The sequence below is a fragment of the Halopiger thermotolerans genome (assembly GCF_054654555.1).
In genome coordinates this window covers 447,757-465,590 of the sequence record NZ_BAAIEU010000004.1, presented here as the reverse complement: position 1 = coordinate 465,590, position 17,834 = coordinate 447,757, and the positions used below count along the sequence as shown (strand labels likewise).

At 67.7% G+C, this 17,834-nt stretch carries 19 protein-coding genes and 1 pseudogene; 7 read left to right on the top strand and 13 right to left on the bottom strand.

Annotated elements, in window-relative coordinates; genetic code table 11:
• Positions 1-121: 121 nt before the first annotated feature.
• From ACYQ26_RS09960 to ACYQ26_RS09940, 5 genes are all read right to left on the bottom strand, one after another.
• Complete coding sequence (locus ACYQ26_RS09960; protein ID WP_459808740.1) at positions 122-823, bottom strand: phosphoglycerol geranylgeranyltransferase; 702 nt, start codon at positions 821-823, stop codon at positions 122-124.
• A gap of 98 nt (positions 824-921) precedes the next feature.
• Positions 922-2,115, bottom strand: coding sequence for a threonine synthase (locus ACYQ26_RS09955; RefSeq protein WP_459810739.1), 1,194 nt, complete (start codon positions 2,113-2,115; stop codon positions 922-924).
• Positions 2,116-2,267: 152 nt separating this feature from the next.
• Complete coding sequence (locus tag ACYQ26_RS09950; RefSeq protein WP_459808739.1) at positions 2,268-2,975, bottom strand: DUF4013 domain-containing protein; 708 nt, start codon at positions 2,973-2,975, stop codon at positions 2,268-2,270.
• 299 nt (positions 2,976-3,274) lie between these two features.
• On the bottom strand, positions 3,275-3,451 hold the full coding sequence (locus tag ACYQ26_RS09945; RefSeq protein ID WP_013879981.1) for a 50S ribosomal protein L37e: 177 nt from the start codon (positions 3,449-3,451) through the stop codon (positions 3,275-3,277).
• Positions 3,448-3,675 carry an LSM domain-containing protein gene (locus tag ACYQ26_RS09940; RefSeq protein WP_013879980.1) on the bottom strand — a complete coding sequence of 76 codons (228 nt, stop codon included), beginning with the start codon at positions 3,673-3,675 and terminating at the stop codon, positions 3,448-3,450. Before ACYQ26_RS09940 ends, ACYQ26_RS09945 begins: the two co-directional genes overlap by 4 nt.
• Positions 3,676-3,789: 114 nt before the next feature.
• Between ACYQ26_RS09940 and ACYQ26_RS09935 the strand changes: the two genes are divergently transcribed.
• Both ACYQ26_RS09935 and ACYQ26_RS09930 read left to right on the top strand, forming a co-directional pair.
• Positions 3,790-4,101 carry a hypothetical protein gene (locus ACYQ26_RS09935; protein ID WP_459808738.1) on the top strand — a complete coding sequence of 104 codons (312 nt, stop codon included), beginning with the start codon at positions 3,790-3,792 and terminating at the stop codon, positions 4,099-4,101.
• Between the two features lie 46 nt (positions 4,102-4,147).
• Positions 4,148-5,110, top strand: a complete 963-nt coding sequence (locus ACYQ26_RS09930; protein ID WP_459808737.1) for a zinc-dependent metalloprotease — start codon at positions 4,148-4,150, stop codon at positions 5,108-5,110.
• A gap of 111 nt (positions 5,111-5,221) precedes the next feature.
• On the opposite strand, the pseudogene ACYQ26_RS09925 reads toward ACYQ26_RS09930, so the two are convergent.
• The 3 genes and pseudogenes from ACYQ26_RS09925 to ACYQ26_RS09915 form a co-directional block, all read right to left on the bottom strand.
• Positions 5,222-5,434, bottom strand: a pseudogene (locus tag ACYQ26_RS09925) (hypothetical protein); the annotation flags it as partial.
• A 119-nt stretch (positions 5,435-5,553) separates the two neighbouring features.
• On the bottom strand, positions 5,554-5,991 hold the full coding sequence (locus ACYQ26_RS09920; protein WP_459808736.1) for a nuclear transport factor 2 family protein: 438 nt from the start codon (positions 5,989-5,991) through the stop codon (positions 5,554-5,556).
• Positions 5,992-6,140: 149 nt separating this feature from the next.
• Positions 6,141-6,695, bottom strand: coding sequence for a hypothetical protein (locus ACYQ26_RS09915; RefSeq protein WP_459808735.1), 555 nt, complete (start codon positions 6,693-6,695; stop codon positions 6,141-6,143).
• Positions 6,696-6,863: 168 nt separating this feature from the next.
• Between ACYQ26_RS09915 and ACYQ26_RS09910 the strand changes: the two genes are divergently transcribed.
• Positions 6,864-7,103, top strand: a complete 240-nt coding sequence (locus ACYQ26_RS09910; protein ID WP_459808734.1) for a hypothetical protein — start codon at positions 6,864-6,866, stop codon at positions 7,101-7,103.
• A gap of 5 nt (positions 7,104-7,108) precedes the next feature.
• Here the strand turns inward: ACYQ26_RS09910 and ACYQ26_RS09905 are convergent, their stop codons facing one another.
• On the bottom strand, positions 7,109-7,660 hold the full coding sequence (locus ACYQ26_RS09905) for an SPW repeat protein (RefSeq protein ID WP_459808733.1): 552 nt from the start codon (positions 7,658-7,660) through the stop codon (positions 7,109-7,111).
• A 176-nt stretch (positions 7,661-7,836) separates the two neighbouring features.
• Here ACYQ26_RS09905 and ACYQ26_RS09900 point away from each other — a divergent pair, with 176 nt between their 5' ends.
• Both ACYQ26_RS09900 and ACYQ26_RS09895 read left to right on the top strand, forming a co-directional pair.
• Positions 7,837-10,626 carry an AAA domain-containing protein gene (locus ACYQ26_RS09900; protein WP_459808732.1) on the top strand — a complete coding sequence of 930 codons (2,790 nt, stop codon included), beginning with the start codon at positions 7,837-7,839 and terminating at the stop codon, positions 10,624-10,626.
• Positions 10,627-10,712: 86 nt separating this feature from the next.
• Complete coding sequence (locus tag ACYQ26_RS09895) at positions 10,713-11,609, top strand: phosphatase PAP2 family protein (protein ID WP_459808731.1); 897 nt, start codon at positions 10,713-10,715, stop codon at positions 11,607-11,609.
• Positions 11,610-11,898: 289 nt separating this feature from the next.
• Here ACYQ26_RS09895 and ACYQ26_RS09890 read toward each other — a convergent pair whose 3' ends face one another.
• The gene (locus ACYQ26_RS09890; RefSeq protein WP_459808730.1) at positions 11,899-12,096 is read right to left on the bottom strand and encodes a hypothetical protein; all 198 of its coding nucleotides are present in this window, start codon (positions 12,094-12,096) and stop codon (positions 11,899-11,901) included.
• 82 nt (positions 12,097-12,178) lie between these two features.
• Positions 12,179-13,165 (bottom strand): AIR synthase family protein, encoded by a 987-nt coding sequence (locus ACYQ26_RS09885; RefSeq protein ID WP_459808729.1) that lies wholly within the window; start codon positions 13,163-13,165, stop codon positions 12,179-12,181.
• A 215-nt stretch (positions 13,166-13,380) separates the two neighbouring features.
• Between ACYQ26_RS09885 and ACYQ26_RS09880 the strand changes: the two genes are divergently transcribed.
• Positions 13,381-13,761 carry a hypothetical protein gene (locus ACYQ26_RS09880; RefSeq protein WP_459808728.1) on the top strand — a complete coding sequence of 127 codons (381 nt, stop codon included), beginning with the start codon at positions 13,381-13,383 and terminating at the stop codon, positions 13,759-13,761.
• 29 nt (positions 13,762-13,790) lie between these two features.
• Here the strand turns inward: ACYQ26_RS09880 and ACYQ26_RS09875 are convergent, their stop codons facing one another.
• A complete protein-coding gene (locus ACYQ26_RS09875; protein ID WP_459808727.1) occupies positions 13,791-16,568 on the bottom strand; it encodes an ATP-dependent helicase in 2,778 nt (925 codons plus the stop codon).
• A gap of 160 nt (positions 16,569-16,728) precedes the next feature.
• Here ACYQ26_RS09875 and ACYQ26_RS09870 point away from each other — a divergent pair, with 160 nt between their 5' ends.
• Positions 16,729-17,403, top strand: coding sequence for a CPBP family intramembrane glutamic endopeptidase (locus ACYQ26_RS09870; protein ID WP_459808726.1), 675 nt, complete (start codon positions 16,729-16,731; stop codon positions 17,401-17,403).
• Between the two features lie 45 nt (positions 17,404-17,448).
• On the opposite strand, the gene ACYQ26_RS09865 is transcribed toward ACYQ26_RS09870, so the two are convergent.
• A complete protein-coding gene (locus ACYQ26_RS09865) occupies positions 17,449-17,712 on the bottom strand; it encodes a DUF8015 family protein (protein ID WP_459808725.1) in 264 nt (87 codons plus the stop codon).
• Positions 17,713-17,834 lie beyond the last annotated feature (122 nt).

Genomic DNA, 17,834 nt, shown 5'->3' with positions numbered 1-17,834 from the left:
GCGTAAAACCGTTTAGGCCAACGGTACGGTTCGCGGCCACAAACGGCTAATAGCGGTAGCGACGCGCCGTTCGACTCGCGAATGTTGCCGACAAAACGACCGGAAAACGAGTCGCTGCGAGTCAGGCGTCCGACGCGGCCTCGACCGTCTGGCGAACTGCCTCGACGCCCTCGTCGTGGGCCAGGTCGCCGACGACGATGACGTCGGCGTACTGGGCCATCGAGTACGCGGAGTCGTAGTCGTGGATGCCGCCGCCGTAGAACAGCGTCGCGTCGTCGGCCGCCTCGCTCGCCGCTTCGACGATCTCCTCGTCGCCGAGCGTGCCGGAGTACTCGAGGTAGACGATCTCCTGACCGAACATGCGCTCGGCGACGGTCGCGTAGGCGGCGACCTCGTCGGCGTCTAAGTTGCAGTCGGCTTCGGTGTAGGTCGCCACGTCGGCCTCGGGGTTCATCACGATGTAGGCCTCCGTCGAGGTCCGTTCCCAGTCGAGGTCCCGGTCGAGGCGGACCCACTCCTTGTGCGCCCCGGTGATCCAGAACGGCGAGCCGGCGTTGAAGACGGTCGGAATGAGGTAGCCGTCCAGCGCGTCGTCCTCGATGACGACGTCCGGACTCGAGGGCTCCTGGTAGAGCGGGACGTCGTGCTCGGCACAGGCCGCGATGACGTCGGCCATGTTCTCCTCGGTGATCCCCATGGTGCCGCCGACCTCGATGGCGTCGGTCCCGGTGGCACAGAGGTCGCCGTAGGTGACGCCGTCAGGAAGGTCTTTGTCCGGATCGATCTTCAGAATGTGGTCCCAGTCGGCCCAGGGCGCAGTCATACCGCTCCGTTTCCGGACAACCGGCAAAAACGCTACGAAACGGGCGTCGCGTCGGGTTCGTGGGCAGTCCAGTCGACGCTGCGACGGCGCTGCCGGCCTCAGACGCCCTGTCCCATCAGGTGGCTGCGCAGCACGTCGGCCTCCTTGTTCCCCGAGCCCGTGTTGAGGATGACGATCGTTTCGTCGCCGTCGAACTCGCCGCGCTCGGCCAGTTCCCAGGCGCCGCTCGCGGCTGCCGCGGCGCTGGGCACCATCTCGAGTCCCTCTTGCTTCGCGACCTGCACGCCGGCCTCGAGAATGTCCGGATCGTCCGTCGCGACCGCGCCGCCGTCGGTCTCGCGGATCGCCTCGAGGACCCACCGACTCGCGCCGGGATCGGGGATCTCGAGGCCGCCGCAGATGGTGTCGGGATGCTCGACCGGTTCGTGTTCGTCCCGGCCGTCCTCGTAGGCCTCGACGATCGGCGCGCAGCCCGAGGCCTGCGCGGCGTACAGCGCCGGCAGGTCGTCGATCAGGCCGAGTTTCTGGAACTCGGTGGCGGCCTTGTACATCCCGACGAGGCCGACGCCGCCGCCGGTCGGGTAACAGATCGCGTCCGGAACGTCCCAGTCGAGTTGCTCGACGATCTCGTAGAGCATCGTCTTCTTGCCCTCGTGGCGGTAGGGCGTGGCGAACGTCTGGAGCGGGTACCAGTCCTCGTGCTCCGCGCGGGCCTCCTCGTAGGCCGCGACGGCGTCGCCGATCCGGCCGCCGACGACGTTCATGTCGCCGCCGTGGACGTTGACCATCGCCTTGTTCGTAAAGCCCGAGCGCGAGGGCAGGTAGACGTGCGACTCCAGTCCCGCGCGGCCGGCGTAGGCCGCGGCGGCCTGCCCCGCGTTTCCGGCGGAGGCGAGGACGACGTCGCTCGCGCCGTGCTGGGTCGCGGCCGTCACGGCGACGGTCTGGCCGCGGTCCTTGAAGGTCCCCGTCGGATTCCGGCCCTCGTCCTTGATCAGGACGCGCTCGACGCCGAGTTCGTCGGCCAGATTGGGACACTCTACCAGCGCCGTCCCGCCCTCGTCCATCGTGACGGCGGACTCGCGGGCGAACGGCAGCAGCTCCTCGTAGCGCCACATCGAGTCGAACGGCCGGGACTCGAGGGTTGCGCGGTCGAGATCGATCGCGTCGTAGTCGTAGGTCGGATCGAGCACCCCGCCGCAGTCCGGGCACTCGTGGGTCGCCTCGGCGGCGTCGAAGGTCGCGCCGCAGTCGACGCACTCGAGGCCGTCGAAGGCGTCCGTCGTCGTCAGGTCCATACCCGAGTGTTCGCGGCCCGGGACTAATGGCTGTCCATCGCTTCGCGTACGGGCCCGAGACCGGATACCGGAGTCGCGTATCGAGTACCGAAAAAACGAGTCTCGCGCTCACGGTCGAGCCGCACGACCACGTCGTACTGCGGCGATCAGATCGCCGGTCGCTTGGCCGACGCCTCGCCCTCGTCGTTGCCCATCTCCTCGAGGGGGACGGAATGGAGGTCGAACCAGGCGTGTCCGATCGCGTGGTAGGCCGCGACCAGCGCGTAGAACCCGACGATCGCGCCGAGCACGACGCCGACGAACGGGATCTCGTTGAGCGCGCCGGTCACGATCGAGCCGGCGATAACGATGCCGAGCGCGAGCAGCCACGCGACGGCGTAGGTGCCGCTCGCGAGAATCGGACGGACGGCCCCGACGTCGAATCCCGCCGCGAGCCGACCTTCAACGGCGAAGTTCGTGATCGCCGCCGGCACGGCGTAGGCGACGACGAGGACGGTCGCGAACGTGACCAGCCCGGTGACGGCCGCGGCGGCCGCGCCGATCGAGTCGACGGAACCGCCGGCGACGAGCGTTGCGATGCCGACCAGCACGGTACCGACGACGATCGGCACGAGCGAGTAGGCGAGGAGGATGACCGACGCCTTCGCGCCGTCGATCAGCATCCCGCCCCAGTCCTCGAACCGGGGCGCCTCGTCGTCGCCGCGGCTCGTTCGCTCGAGGACGCGGACGACGTACCCCCACACGAGGAACAGGGGGACCAGAAGGAAGCCCAACAGGAGCATGAGCCCGCCGATAACGCTGGTCTTCCACATCTCGTCGCTGCGCTTCAGGTATCCTATCGATTCGGTTAGCATGAGTGTCACCTCGACCGCCCGCAGTCGCTCGCGGTCTCCGTGCTATATTATACGACCGACAACTATATAAGGATTCTATAGGCTGTATTTCCGGCATTTCGAAGCGCACTATCGGCGGTAGAGGACTGCCGAGCGGAATTACTGACAGAACTCTGTCCGGTAGTGCGCTGCGGAGAAGGTGCGCTCGCCGCTCGGCCATCGATCCGACCGATCCGGACAGCCGCGGCGCTCGAGAACGGCAGCGCTATACGGAGATGGGGAGACGCACGAAAGCAGTGCAGTGTCGCAGAACGGTCAGCTTAGTTGTCGCCGGCCTTCGACTGCCACTCGTAGTCGCGGCGCTTGGCGGACTTGCCGAAGCCGCACGACGAGCATTCCTTCTTCTTCACGTGGTAGGACTTCTCTCCGCAGCGACGACACTTGACGTGGGTCGTCTTGTTCTTCTTTCCTTGGCTCGGGGTTCCTGCACCAGTCATGGAGTGATCGAAACGACGTTATCGCCGCGTATAATGGTTGTGTCTTCGACCGGCTCCTCCTCCTCTACAGTTCCACCGACGGGAATCGTCGCATCCTCTAACACGAGATTCATATGCTGGTCGTAGCCCGTGAGTTCGCCGACGTACTCGTCGCCGCTCTTGAGCCGAACCGTGACGCGTTCGCCCAGCGACGCCTCGAGGATGTCCAGCGGTCGTCCACTCATACGAAAGAGGGCAGGTGACGGACACTTAATCGTACCGGTCCCGAGAGGCTAAGCGATCGGCCTGCGGTGCGAACCAACCAAACGGCTAAGTGGACACTCGTTGACCACCCGGACATGGGAGACAAGAAATTCACTCTCGTCGAGTTGCATCTGGACGGTAATCCGCAGTTCGGGCCGCGGACGATCAGCGAGGTACTGCCGTTCGGCGCGAGCGAATCCGCCGACGAAGTCGAACTCGAGGGCGAAACCGAGATCGAGACCGAGGACGAGGACGACGCGGACGAGGACTCCGGCGGGCGCAGCGCCGTCGGCGCGCTGCTCGCGCTGGCGCTGCTGGTCGCCGCCGGGATCGCGGTCAAGCGCTACCGCAGCGACGACGAAGAGGAGTTCGAGGAGGAGGAACAGCCCGACGTGATCGTCAACTGACCGGATCGACAGAACGCTTTTGCGTCCCCTCGTCGTACCGGTATTCGTGAATCTCTATCGCAGCGCCCGGGCCGTTGCCGGGGCGTCCGGTGACGATGCGATCGACTGGCGATCGGCCGCCGAGGCCGCCAAGGCCGCCACCGATCCCGGCTCGATCGACCTCGAGCCCGGCGAGCGCGAGGCGTACGCGCGCGACGTTCGCGACGCCCGTGCCGGCGTCCGGTCGGTGTCGGGGCTGGAGTTCGACGTCCCCGAGACCGTCGAGATCCAGAACCGCCACCACTGGATCGACGCCAACGTCGCGACCTTCGAGCGCGTCATGAGCACGCTCGAGAACCACGCCAACACCGCCGCGTTCCCCGGGATCGCTCGCACGATCAACACGGGGACGATGACCGTCATGCTCTCGTTCCTCGGGCGGAACGTCCTCGGCCAGTACGACCCGCTCCTGCTCGCGGACACGCCCGACGACGAGCACGCGCTGTACTTCGTCCGGCCGAACATCCTCAACGCGGCCGCGGCGCTCGAGGTCGACGCCGACCGGTTCCGCCGCTGGATCGCCTTCCACGAGGTGACCCACGCCGCGGAGTTCGGCGCCGCCCCGTGGCTCTCCGAGCACCTCGAGCAGCGCATGGAGGAGGGCATCGCGACGCTCTCGCAGGGCTCGTTCGACCGCAAGGCGTTCCGCGACCTCGACGCGGCGATGACCGTCGTCGAGGGGTACGCCGAACTGCTGATGGACCACGCCTTCGACGACGAGTACGAGGACCTGCGCCGGAAACTGGACGAGCGCCGGCAGGGCCGGGGTCCGCTCCAGCAGCTGTTCCGCCGGCTGCTCGGGCTCGGCCTCAAGCGCCGCCAGTACGAGCGCGGCAAGGACTTCTTCGAGTACGTCGTCTCGACGCGCGACCTCGAGACGGCCGCGCTGGTCTGGGAGGGGCCGGAGTACCTGCCCGATCACGACGAACTGGACTCGCCGGAGTTGTGGCTGCGACGCGTCGAGCGGTAACGCCGCTTCGCACCGTCGCACCCGATCGATTCTCGCGATTCGAATACTCGACGTCCGAGCCGCGGCTCGGGCGCTGACCCTCGCGGGACGGCCTCGAATCGCTCGAGTTGTCTAGCTGACGATCCAGTACAGGTACCACAGCAGCGCACCGCCGGCAAGGAGGCTACCCGCCGTCACCGCACCGATCGCGGCGGGCGACGCACCCCCCTGGAGCGCCATCGTCGCCCCGGAGAGACCGACCAGCAGAACGAACGCGACGCCGAGCCGCCGCCGACCCGCGACGTCGACGCTTCGCTCCGCCTGCTCGCGGGTCCCCCGTCGTCCGCGCCGATCCCGCCGTCGCGGACGGCGGTTCGAGTCACGCGCGCGGTTCGATTCGTTCGCGCCGCTCGAGTCGCGGTCGCGTCGCCGATCGCGGTTTCGATTGCGGTCCCCGCTCATGGTCAGAGATCGTGCGGTGCGCTGACGTGCATCGACGTGAACAGCCAGTCGGGCATCGTCGCGTGGCGGTCGCCGGCGACCGCGTCTGTGTCTGTGTCTATATCTGCGGTAGCCGCCGGCACCAGCGTCCCGCTCCAGCGCGAATCGAACCGGCGCCGGTCGCCGCTTTCGGCGTCCGTCCACGCCATCGTCACTTCGTCGGCGAACGTGGCGAACGACTCGCGCTCGTCGACCGTCAGGTGACGGCTCTGAACCGACCACTCGTCGGTCGTCTCGGTCTGGGTTCGCAACGCGTCGGCGACCGCGTCGTATCCGAACAGCGCCTCGCTGATTCCGAACTTGACCGTCGCGTCGGCAGCGTGGAAGTACGGCTCGAGGGGATCGCCCTCCCGGAGCGCGTCGTAGTAGTCGCGGACGACGTCAGCGGCGCCGGTACTCATTGCCGTATGCCTGGGCGGCCGCTCCTATAGAATCATCGGACGCAGTCGCAGGCGCAGGACCGCAGGTCTGGCGAGCCGTGCGAACGGTCGGTTTGCGACCGTGAGCAGACAATCGGTGAGGAGCGACCTCGAGGCGCAAAAAGTTCGGTCTACATGAAGCCGCGGTCGACTTCGTCGGTCTCGATGAGGTCCTCGAGTTCCGCGTTCAGCAGTTCGTCGGCCTCCTCGAATCGATCCGCGAGGTCCTCGAGTTCCTCGGGCCGGTCGTACTGGTCGTACTCCATCGGGCCGAACGCCGGGCTCTCGATGGCCTCCATGACGTCGTCGAACAGGTCCTGCGGCCGCGTGGGGGCGTCCGCGTGGGTCTCGAGGACCGTCTCGAGGCGCTGCGAGAGCGTCTCGGCGTGGTCCTCGTCCTCGGGCGGGGACTGGACCGCGAAGCGGCCGCCGGCCTCGTCCTCGTCGGGGAGGAACGAGCCGATCTCGTCGTCCAGGTTGCGCGCGACCTGGGTGCCGACGCCGCGGACCTCGTAGGGGTTCTTGGCGTAGGTCTTCAGGAAGAAGACGCCGGCGCGGGGATGCGCGAGGTACATGTCTTCGCCGACGCCGCCGGCGCGGTCGCCGGCGACCGCGCGCCAGTCGTCCGGATCGACGTCCCGCTCGGTGACGTCCTCGAGTATGTCCTGCCACTCGCGAATCCGCATGGGTTGTGGTTAGATTGCGGTCGGAAAGAACGTATCGGTTGCGACGAACGACGCCCGCGCCGACCGGCAGGAATCGCTGACAGTCCGTTTCTCGAGAAAATTTAGGCCGAATCGAACCAAAAGGAATACGACGGCGGACCCGACACAACACGTAACCGTCGCTTTCCCATGTCCGTCCGCGACTCACCACCCCTCGTCGAACTGTTTCGCGCCACCCCGGTCACCAGTTGTCTGCTCACCCTCGCCCCGGTGGCGCTGGCGCTCGGACAGTTACTGAACAGTTACGTCAACGGCGTATCACCGCTCGTGGCGATCGGCTTTACCGCGGTTATGCTCGGCTTTGGGGTCGTCGCGCTCCGACACCACGCCGCCGAGTATCGGCTCAAGCGGCTCGAGTCGGATCTGTAGGTCCGTCAGGTGCCGGTTTCGGGCTCCGTCGCGACCGTTCTCGCCTCGCGGGCCTCGTATGCGTTGTACCCCGCCAGTCCGGCGACGAGCAGTCCCGTCACGAGCGTGCTCCAGAACAGGGCGCCGGCCATCTCGAGCAGCGCCGCGGAGATGATCAGCCAGATGCCCAGAATCGCCACCAGCGACGCGACGCCGGCGCTGAGCGGGATGTCGTTGTGTAGCCGGTAGTAGTTGTAGCCGGCCGCGGCGACGACGGCGATCCCGACCAGGAGGTTGTTCCACGTGGCGGCCTGGCTGGCCTCGAATAGCAGCACCGAGAGGGCCGCCCACGCGCCGAGCGCGGCGACGATCGCGCTGACCAGCGGCGTGTTGCGGCGTCGGTCCTCGGTGACGATCCGGGTCGACTCGTCGCGGGGATCGCGGTCGACGACGTCGTCGCCGACGCCGGTTCCGGAGTCGATGTCGGCCGACGCCTCCTCCCTACGGTTTTTCGGCCCGTCCGGGGCATTCGCGTCCGGTTCGGATCCCGTCCGCCGGTCGTCGTTCGAGTCGCTCATCCCGAGCGGCGGTTGCCGTCACGGGGCCAAAAGCGGCGGCGACCGTTTCGACCGACCGCGGATCGGGACCGGAAGTAATCAGCTGTTACTCGGTATACGACTGCTTTCCTCGACCGACCGCCGACTCGAGCCGCGACCGATAGCGTTTTTGCCGGCTCGGCCCGTGATGCATAGCCGTGCACGTACGCGGAACCGTCGCGGGTGAGGTCGAGGTGCGGTCGGTGTCGACGAGCTACGGCGAGACCGATCTGGCGGAAGTGCCGCTGCAGGTGACGGCGATCGACGCGGCGGCCGCGCCCGACGGCGGCCCCGAGAGCGAGCCGCTCGCGGCCGCCGTCGACGGCGACGGCGACGGTGACGCTGGTTCCGAATCCGGCCCCGACCTTGACCCCGACCCTGACCACGAACCCACGACGGTGACGCTCTGGAACAAATGGACCGAATCGGCCGAACTCCTCGAGCCGGGCATGGAACTGCTCGTCACGAACGCCGAGGAAGACGAGTACAAGGGCGAGACGCAGTACTCGACGACCGGCGACTCCTACGTCGTCGTCGAGCCCTCGTTTCTGGTGAACGTAACGTCGATCCGCAACTGGGTGGAGTGTCCCCGTCTCTACTACCTGAACAAGCTCTCCGGCGTCCCGCTGAACTACCCCGTCGTCAAGGGGACCATCGTCCACGAGGTCTTCGGCGACCTCCTGCGCGGCCGGGACCTCGAGGAATCCATCGACGCCCGCGTCGACGAACACGGCCTCGAGCTCGGACTCCTAGGTGAATCCCCCGACTCGGTCGCCGAGGACGTCCGCGAGAACGCCGCGGCGATCGAGGGGTGGCTCGAGCAGGGTCGCCTCACGGAAGACGATAGCTGGCGATCCGAACAACTGCTCATCAGCGAGACCTTCGGCATCCGCGGCCGCGCCGACGCTATCCGCCGTGGCGCGCCGGTCGAACTCAAGACCGGGAAGAACCTGAAGAAGGAACCGCGGTTCAAGGACAAGGTGCAGGCCGCCTGCTACGCCCTCCTGCTCGAGGAGCACGGCGGCGACGTCGACACCGGCACCTTGCTGTACACCAAGAACTCCGCGCTGGACCGCAACGAGGAGACCGGCGACCTCACCCCCGCGAAGGACTTCTCGATGGGCGACGGCCTGTTGAAGTTCGTCGTCCGGCTGCGCAACGAGATCGCCGCGATGGAGATGAGCGGCGACGTTCCGACCGGCTACGAGGGGTCGGCCAAGTGCGAGTATTGCTTCGAGCAGGACACCTGCATGGTCGTCTCCGGCCGCCTCGATCAGGAGTCGAAGGCCGGCCAGATCGGCCAGGCGCTGCCCGACGAGGAACTCGAGTACTTCGAGCGCTTCTACCGGGCGATCGAGGAGGAACGCCGCGAGGTCCACCGCGAGTACGCCAAGCTCTGGGAGCAGACCGCCCAGCAGCGAGCCGACGACGACCGCGCGCTCATCGACCTCGAGTTCGTCGAGAAGCGGCCGCTCGAGGGCGGGCGCTGGGAACTCCGCGCGCGCCGCGAGGGCGGGGCGACCTCGAAGCTCCGGGAGGGCGACCTCGTGCTGGCCAGCGACGGCCATCCGGTCCGCGGCCAGTCCGAACTCGCCCGTATCGAGCGGTTAGACGACGAAATCGTCCTCACTGCCGACGAACCCGTCGAGGTCACGCGGCTGGACGTCTACCCCTCCGAACTCACCACGGATCGACTGCTCGCCGCCCTGCACGACGCGCTCCTGAAGGGCGACGAGCGGCGGAAGGACATCCTGTTCGGCCGTGCCGACCCCGAGTTCGAGGACCTCGAAGAGACCTTTATCGACAACAACGAGCGCCAGAACGAGGCCGTGACGAAGGCCGTCGGCGCCAAGGATTGTGCCCTGATCCACGGTCCGCCCGGCACCGGGAAAACATACACTATCGCCCGGGCCATCCGCGCGATGGTCGAGCGCGGCGAGCGCGTCCTGCTGTCGGCCTTCACGAACCGCGCGGTCGACAACGCTCTCGAGGCGCTGCTCGAGCAACTCGAGGGCGTCATCGACGAAGACCGAATCGTCCGCGTCGGCTCCGAGAGCGGCGTCCGCGACGACATGGAACCGTACCGCCTCGAGCGGGCCGGCGACCCCGAGGAGCGGCTCGCGGAGTTGCAGAACGCGCAGGTGGTCGCGGCGACGACAGCGACCTGCGGCTCCCGCATTATGAAGGAGCAGTCGTTCGACGTCGCGCTGGTCGACGAGGCCGCCCAACTCACCGAACCCGGCACCTGCGCGGCGATCAACCTCGCTGACCGGTTCGTCCTCGTGGGGGACCACGAGCAGCTGCCGCCCGTCGTGCGGGCCGAAAACGACCTCTCGGAGTCACTGTTCGAACGGCTCGTCGACCTCCACCCCGAGGCCGGCGTGATGCTCGACCGGCAGTACCGGATGAACCAGCGCATTCAGGCGTTCGCCTCGCGGGAGTTCTACGACGGAAAACTCCGGCCCGCCGAACCCGAAGTCGCGGCCCGGACGCTGGACGACCTCGAGGGCGTCGCGCGCGCCGACCTGCCCGAGTACCTGCAGGATCCCGTCTCGTTCGTCGACGTCGAGGGCGACGGGGGCCGGTACACCGACAGCGAGGAGGCCGCCCGCATCGCCGAGTTGATCGAGGCCTACGAGGCGGCCGGCCTCGAGCGGTCCGAGATCGGCGTCATCGCCCCGTTCCGGGCGCAAGTGTCTGAGATTTCGGCACACGTCCCCGACGACGTCGCCGTCGACACCGTCGACCGCTTCCAGGGCTCGAGCCAGGAGGTGATCATCGTCTCCTTCACCGCGACGGGGTCGCTCGAGGGACCGATCTTCGAGGACTACCGGCGGATCAACGTCGCGCTCACGCGGCCCAAGCGGGCGCTCGTGCTCGTCGGCGACGCGAACGCGCTCGCGATCGACCCTGTCTACGAGCGGATGCTCGAGTGGGCGCGACGGTAAGTTCGGCGGCCCGACTGTTCTCCGCCGAGACTGGTCCGCGATGTGAACGTTTACGTGGACCGAACGGCGACGCCGAACCGAGACGCATGCGACTCGAGGCACAAAGCGCCGCGATTCGAGAGCTGTTTCCCGCCGAGTACGCCGACCTCGCGCTCGCGGTCACCGAACTCGGCGGGTCGACGGGAGCGATGATGGTCCTCGCGCTGCTGTTCTGGCTCTCGAGTCGAAACCGTCGGCAAACCGCGCTGGTCGTCAGCTACGCGTTCGCCGGCCTCGCCCTCCTCGTGGCGCTCAAGACGATCATCGGGCTGCCGCGTCCGCCCGACGCGGTCGTGTTGCCGGGCGCCGAATCGGAGGCGGACGGCTACGGCTTCCCGAGCGGCCACGCGTTCGCCGCGGTCGCGATCTACGGCGGCCTCCTCTCGGCGTTCGACAGAACGCGCGACCCGCGGGCCGCCGCGGCGGTCGTCGCCGTCGTCGTCGCCGTCTCGCTCTCGCGGGTCGTCCTCGGCGTCCACTACCTCGGCGACGTGATCGCCGGCGCGGCGCTCGGGCTCGCCTTCCTGCCCGCGATGAACCGCCTCACCCGCGGCGACCCGAGACGCGGGTTCGCGATCGCGCTCGCCCTCTCGCTGCCGGCCCTCGCCGTCACCGGGACGACCGGCGACGCGTTGCTCGCGCTCGGCGGCTCGGCCGGAGGGCTCCTCGGGACCGTCGGTGTCGGCATCGGCGTCGACGTCGACGGCGGCGATCGCGGCGTTCCGCCGCTCCGCTCGCGGCTCGAGGCCGCGCTGCTGGTCGGCGCCGGTGGCGGTGGCGTCGTCGCGATCCGACTGCTCGAGTCCGCGACGGCGGTCGCACCGGTGCTCGCGGGGGTGTACGCGCTGCTGGTCGGCTGGATCTTCGTCGCGCCGATCGCCGTCGCCCGCTGTCTCGACGGATGTCGGCGAGTCGGCCTCGCGAGCGGGGTATTCGACCGCTGAACGCGGACGCGTCGTGTTAGGGCCACAACAGTTTTGGCGGTGAGTAAGGAACGGTCATTACGATCAACATGAGTGGTGGGGAGCCAGCGCATCCGATCGAGTTGTACTTTCGTCGACCGCGGCCGGGACGGTCGATCGGCGCCGAGAACGCGATCGATGCCGACGACCGGCGACGGGTAACCGAACTGCCACAGCCGATTCAGCTGTTCGCGCGCCGAACCGGCGCGTACAGGCGATAACCGAGCGTCCGAGGGCGAAACGCGAACCGAGGGGACCGGGCGGCGCGTCGCTACGCCGACGAGTAGTCCGCCCGGCCCTCGTCCTCGCTCATTCGAATCCAGTAGAGGCGGGTGTATGGCAGGTGGAGGAACCCCTCGTCCGCGAGGCGCACGCGGACCCCCTGTACCTTGCCGGAGTCGGTGATGTGGTCGGCGTCGACCGTTTCCTCCGCGAGTCCGTCCGGCCCCTCGTAGGCGATCGTTGCCATGTGTGCGGGTGGCGATCCTCGTCAATAAGTTCGGGGCACGCGAATTCGGGCGTCCACTGCGGTCCGCCGTCGGACGAACCGATCACTCGCCCTCGTCCGCGTCGGCCGCCTCCCACAGCGGATAGAGATCGTCCTCGATCGGCTCCGAGATCGGCTCGCCGTCGACGAGCAGCCCCGAGCCGCCCGCCGTCGCGACGCCGATCTCGGCGGCCTCGAGCCCCGCGTCCGAAAGCGCCGCGAGGCAGTCCTCGACCGCGTCGCGCGGCACCGTCGCGAGCAGCGCGCCGGAACCGAAGATCCGCAGCGGGTCGACGCCGGCGGCGTCACAGAGCCGCGCGGTCTCCTCGCGGATCGGGACGGCGTCGCGGTCGACCTCGAGTCGCACGTCCGAAGCGCGGGCGAGTTCGAGCAGGCCGGCCGCGACGCCGCCCTCGGTGGGGTCGTGCATCGCGGTCGCGTACTCGCGGACGACGCGGGCGTCGGGGACGACGCTGATCTCCTCGAGGAAGGCTTCGGCCCGCTCTCGAGTCTCGTCGTCGACGTCGAACTCGTCGGCGAAGTCGGCCGCGAGGATGGCCGTCCCCTCGATTCCCGCGGCCTTCGTGAGGATAATTCGGTCGCCGGGTTCGGCACCGCCGGTCGGGACGAACGACTCCGTCGCGCCCATCGCGGTCAGCGAAAGCAGCGGCCGCTCGAGCTGGTCGACGTACTCGGAGTGACCGCCGACGATCGACGCGCCGACCGCGTCGGCGGCGGCGTTCAGGTCGTCGGTGATCGCCTCGAGGGGCGTCTCCTCGTCGGGAAGCATGACGACGACGGTCAGCCAGCGCGGATCGGCGCCCGAGGCGGCGACGTCGTTGCAGGCGACGTAGACGCCGAGGGTACCGACCTCCGACGCGGCCAGCGAGATCGGATCCGAACTGACGACGAGGTCGCCGCCCGGCCAGTCGATGGCGGCGGCGTCCTCGCCGTAGGCCGGCCCCTGCAGGATCGTCTCGTCGGTGTCAGGCCTGCCCGTCCGATCGAACACGTGCGCGAGCAACTCGTCCGGTGGTACCTTCCCGGGCATAGGGGGAAGTGGAACGATCGGGGGTTTGTAGGTTCGGGGTTCGTCCCGGCCTCGCGCCGTCGACGACCGACGAGTCGGAATGTGTTATCGCCATCGGTCCTGCTCTCGAGGAGTGGGGCCGTAGAACGGCTACTGAGCCACAATCACAAATCGATACCGCCGCGTAGAGGCGCGACGAGCGAAAGGCTTTCGTCGCCGTTGACACATTTCGGCGTATGTCGATGGCGATCGCCCACTTCGCGTTCGGCGCCGCGATGACGACGCTGCTGATCGCGTTTCTGGTTCCGTCCGTCCGATATCCGCGCACGGTCCTCCTGCTCGGCGGCGGGTGGGCCATGCTCCCCGACTTTCACTGGGTGAGTCCGATCGCGAAGCAGCAACTCCACACCATCCATCAAACGTCGCTGTGGACTGATCTGTTCTGGTTCCATCGGACGCTCGATCGGATGGACCCGACCGATTCGAAGACCGTCGGCGCGACGATGCTGACGCTGTTCCTTCTTGCGACGGCGATCGCGGAACACCGGAGCTATCGCGTTCCGGACGTGGTCGAATCCACCTACGACGCGTATTTGGATACAGAGTCGCCCGATTGACCGCCACCCCACTACGGCTCGAGTGCACCCTACTCCGACGTCTCCGGCGCCAGCCCCTGCAGCGACTCCTCGCCGATTTCCTCTAAGACGTGCTCGTGGAACGCCTGCAGGGCGGCGCTTTCGTCCTCGGCGAGCACGACGTCGCTGGCCGACAGGGTCGCGAGGCCGAACGCCCGCGGCGTCGGCGAGTCCACGAGGTGACGTTCGACCTCGATTTCGCCCTCTGAAATCCCCTCGACGACGGCCTCGATCTCCTCGACGTTGAGTTTGTCCTCCAAGATCTCGCGGTAGGTCTCCTCGATCACCGCGAAGTTCTCGAGGTCCTCGGCGAAGCCCAGCAGCATCTCGCTGGAGACCTGCTGTTCGCTCGCGGACTTCTCGTAGCCCTTGTAGCGTTTGAGGATCATCAGCGAGCGGGTGGCGTTGATCCGGAAGTACCGCTGGAGCAGGTCCGTCCCGGAGAGGGCGGCCCGCAGATCGTCGCGCACCTGCTCGGGCTCTAAGTCCTCGAAGATGCCCTCGAGGTCGACCTTCCGGTTCAGCGGCATCGAGAGGACGAACCCGTTGTCCGCGACGGCGACGCGGACGTTGGCCGTCGCCTCCTGCGCGCACCGATACGCGAGCAGCCGCGAGAGGCCGTCGTTGAACTTCCGGCCGTAATTGGAGTGGACGTAGTAGTGGCGCTCGTACTCGTCGCGGTCGCGCTCGACCTCGATCGAGAGCCGATCTGGCGTGCTGACGCTTTCTTCGCCCGCGTAGCGGATCTGGTAGTCGAACAGCCGGGCGATCGCCCGGACGCTGTCGTCGTCTAAGGGGAACTCGCGCAGCCACGCGCGGACCCGCGGCGGACCCCCTTCCTCGTAGTGCTCGAGCAGTTCGCCCTGAAAGTCGAGAATCTCGCGGCCGAGGTCGTACGACAGCGGCAGCCGTTCAGAGTACCACGACGGCACGGTCGGCCGGGCGCTCGTGCGGTCGACGTAGACCTTCGAGCCCCGGCGGTAGCGGTACTCGAAGTGGTCGCCGCCGAGCACGAAGACGTCGCCCTTCTCCAGGGTGTCGAGGTAGTTCTCGTCGAGTTGGCCGACCCACTCGTCGCTCGCGCGGGTGTAGACGTCGCAGGTGAAGGAGTCGGGGATGGTCCCGATGTTCGTCATGTAGATCACTCGCGCGAGCCGGCCGCGCTTGCCGATCAGCGGCTCGCCGACCTCGAACTCCTCGTAGTGGTGCTCGCCGCTGGGCGGGTCGTTCTCGTCGCGCCAGATCTTCGCATAGACGTTCTTGTCCTCGAGGCCGGCGTACTCGGCGGTGAGGTAGCGCGCGAGCGATTCCCACTCCTCGTCGCTGTAGTTGCGGTAGGGGTAGGCGCGCCGCAGAATCCCCGTCACCGCCGATTCGGGGCGGATCTCGGCGATGGCCATCCCGTAGACGTGCTGGGCCGCCACGTCCTGGGCGTTCTCGGGGATCGAAACCGAGTCGACAAATCCCTCCTCGGCCTTCTTGAGCATCACGGCGCACTCGAGGAGTTCGTCCCGATCCAGGGCGATGACGCGGCCGGTGACGGTCTGGCCGACGCGGTGGCCGGCCCGGCCGATCCGCTGGAGCAGGGCGGCGACGGACTTGGGCGAGCCGACCTGCACCACGAGGTCGACGTGGGGCATGTCGATCCCCAGTTCCAGCGAGGTCGAGGAGGTGACGACGTCGAGGCTACCGTCTTTCAGCCGTTGCTCGATATCGTGGCGGACGTCCTTCGAGAGGCTCCCGTGGTGACAGCCCGAATTCGCCTCGTCGTAGTCGTCGAACCGCTCGCGGAGGTTGTGGAGGACGCGTTCGGCGCCGGATCTCGTATTGGTGAACACGAGGGTGTTCGTGTGCTCCTGAACGTGCTCGTGGAGCATCCGATAAAACCGGTCCTGAACGACCTCGCGGGGCGTGTTGATCAGGTCGTCGGTCGGACACTCGAGTTCGATGTCGAACTCGCGGGCGAAGCGGGCGTCGACGATGTCGTAGTCGCGGGACGGACCGCCGGGTTCCTCTCGGCCCACGAGGAACTCTGCGACCTGCGATAGCGGTTCGATCGTCGCCGAGCAGCCGATCCGCGTGATGTCGTGGTCGACCATCGCCTCGAGGCGCTCCAGGCTCACCGAGAGGTGGGTCCCGCGCTTGCCGGCGGCCAGCGAGTGGATCTCGTCGACGATGACGTATTCGACGGTCCGCAGTTTCTCGCGGAACTTGGGCGAATTGAGGAGGATGGCGAGCGTCTCGGGCGTCGTGTTCAGAATGTGGGGCGTCTCCTCGAGCATCTTCTGGCGCTCGCTCGAGTCGGTGTCGCCGTGGCGGATGGCGTGGCGGATCTCGCCCATCTCCCGGTCGTCGTCCCGGTCGGCGACGACCGATTCGATCCCCTCGAGGGGCACCTCGAGATTCCGGTGGATGTCGTTGGCCAGCGACTTCAGCGGCGAGACGTACAGACAGTAGACCGAGTTCTCGAGGCCGTCTTTGCTCGCCCGATCTTCCGTGTACAGGTAATTTATAATCGACGTGAAGCTCGCGAGCGTCTTCCCCGACCCGGTCGGCGCGCAGATCAGCGTGTTCTGTCCCTCGTGGATCTTCGGGATCGCACCCCGCTGGGGCGGCGTGAAAAAGCCCTCGTTCTCGGGGACGAACTCCCCGAACTCCTCGAGCCACCACTCCTGGACCGCCGGTTCGAGCGACGCGAAGACGTCCCCGTCCTCGACCGTCGTCTCGTCCGGATCGAATGGGAGGTCGGCGTCGGCGACGGGCAACTCGAGGTCTTCGATCCCGCTCATTGCCGTCGTCTCGGGGACGGGTATGTAAGAGGGTTTGGCCAGCGGAGCGAAAGTGAAACTGCCGCGTTCGCGGATCGCCGGGCCGCCGTCACCGAGTTTAGGTCCGTCGCCAAAATGACACTCGATTAAGGTTTATGGCGCTGCGTGGAGACCGACGACCATGGGACGACCGACGACCGAAACGCGGTCGCCGCCGGGACTCGAGGCGATCCCGCCGGTCACCGGCGTGACGCTCGTGATCGCGCTGGTCGCGCTTCCCGCGCTCGCGTTCGCGGCGTCGGCGCTCGAGCTGTCGCAACCGGTATCGCTCGCGCTCCAGTGGCTCGTCGCGATCGCGGTCGTCGCGGTCACGGTCGGCGTCGAAGGGCGTTCCCCGTCGTCGATCGGCTTCCGACGGCCGGCGTGGATCGACCTCGGCTACCTGGTCGCGGCGGCCGCGGGCGCGCTGGCGATCTTTATCGCCACCGGGCCGCTCGTGGCGGCGCTCGGACTGCCGGTCGAGTCCGGTGCGGGCGGCATCGCGGAGCTACCGAGTCTCCCGGTCGCGCTCGCGGCGGCGGTCACGGCCGGCGTCGTCGAGGAGATCCTGTACCGGGGGTACGCGATCGAACGGCTCCTCGAATACTCCGGCAGTCCGCTCGTTGCCGGCGGCCTCACGTGGCTTGTGTTCACGCTCGCCCACGCGGTCGCTTGGCCACTCGGGAACCTGCTGCAGGTCGCCGCGGTCACCGCGATCTTCGTCGTCGTCTACCTCAGCCGTCGCACGCTGGTTCCGGTCGTCGGTGCGCACGTGCTCGTCTGGCTCCTCCCGGTTCTCGGCGCGTTCTTCGCGTGATGACCGGGCATCATCGCGTCGGAAGCAACAGCGAAGGGCCGTCGCTCAGATGGCGGCGCCGATCGTCGCGACGAGGAAGACGTGCCAGACGACCGCAGCGGCTTTCGCCCGGGCCGACGCCGTCGGGATCGGCGGGTTCCGAACGATCGCGTCGTAGACGAACACCGTCGCGAGCGCGGCGCCGCCGGCGAGGCCGGTCAGGACGGCGACCGACGTCGCGAGCCCGATCGCCACCCCGAGCGCGAGGCTCCCGACGATGGCGACCAGCAGCTTGTCGTAGTACTCGAGGTGCGGATTCGGGGGAAACACTGGCCTTCTGTGTGAGAGTTCGTCGTCCGGCCTTGCGACACCCTCGTCGATTCCGACGCGGCGGGAACTAGCCCGAATCGGTCGGTCGGATAGCACGCCGTCGCGATTCCGCTCTCGTCCGT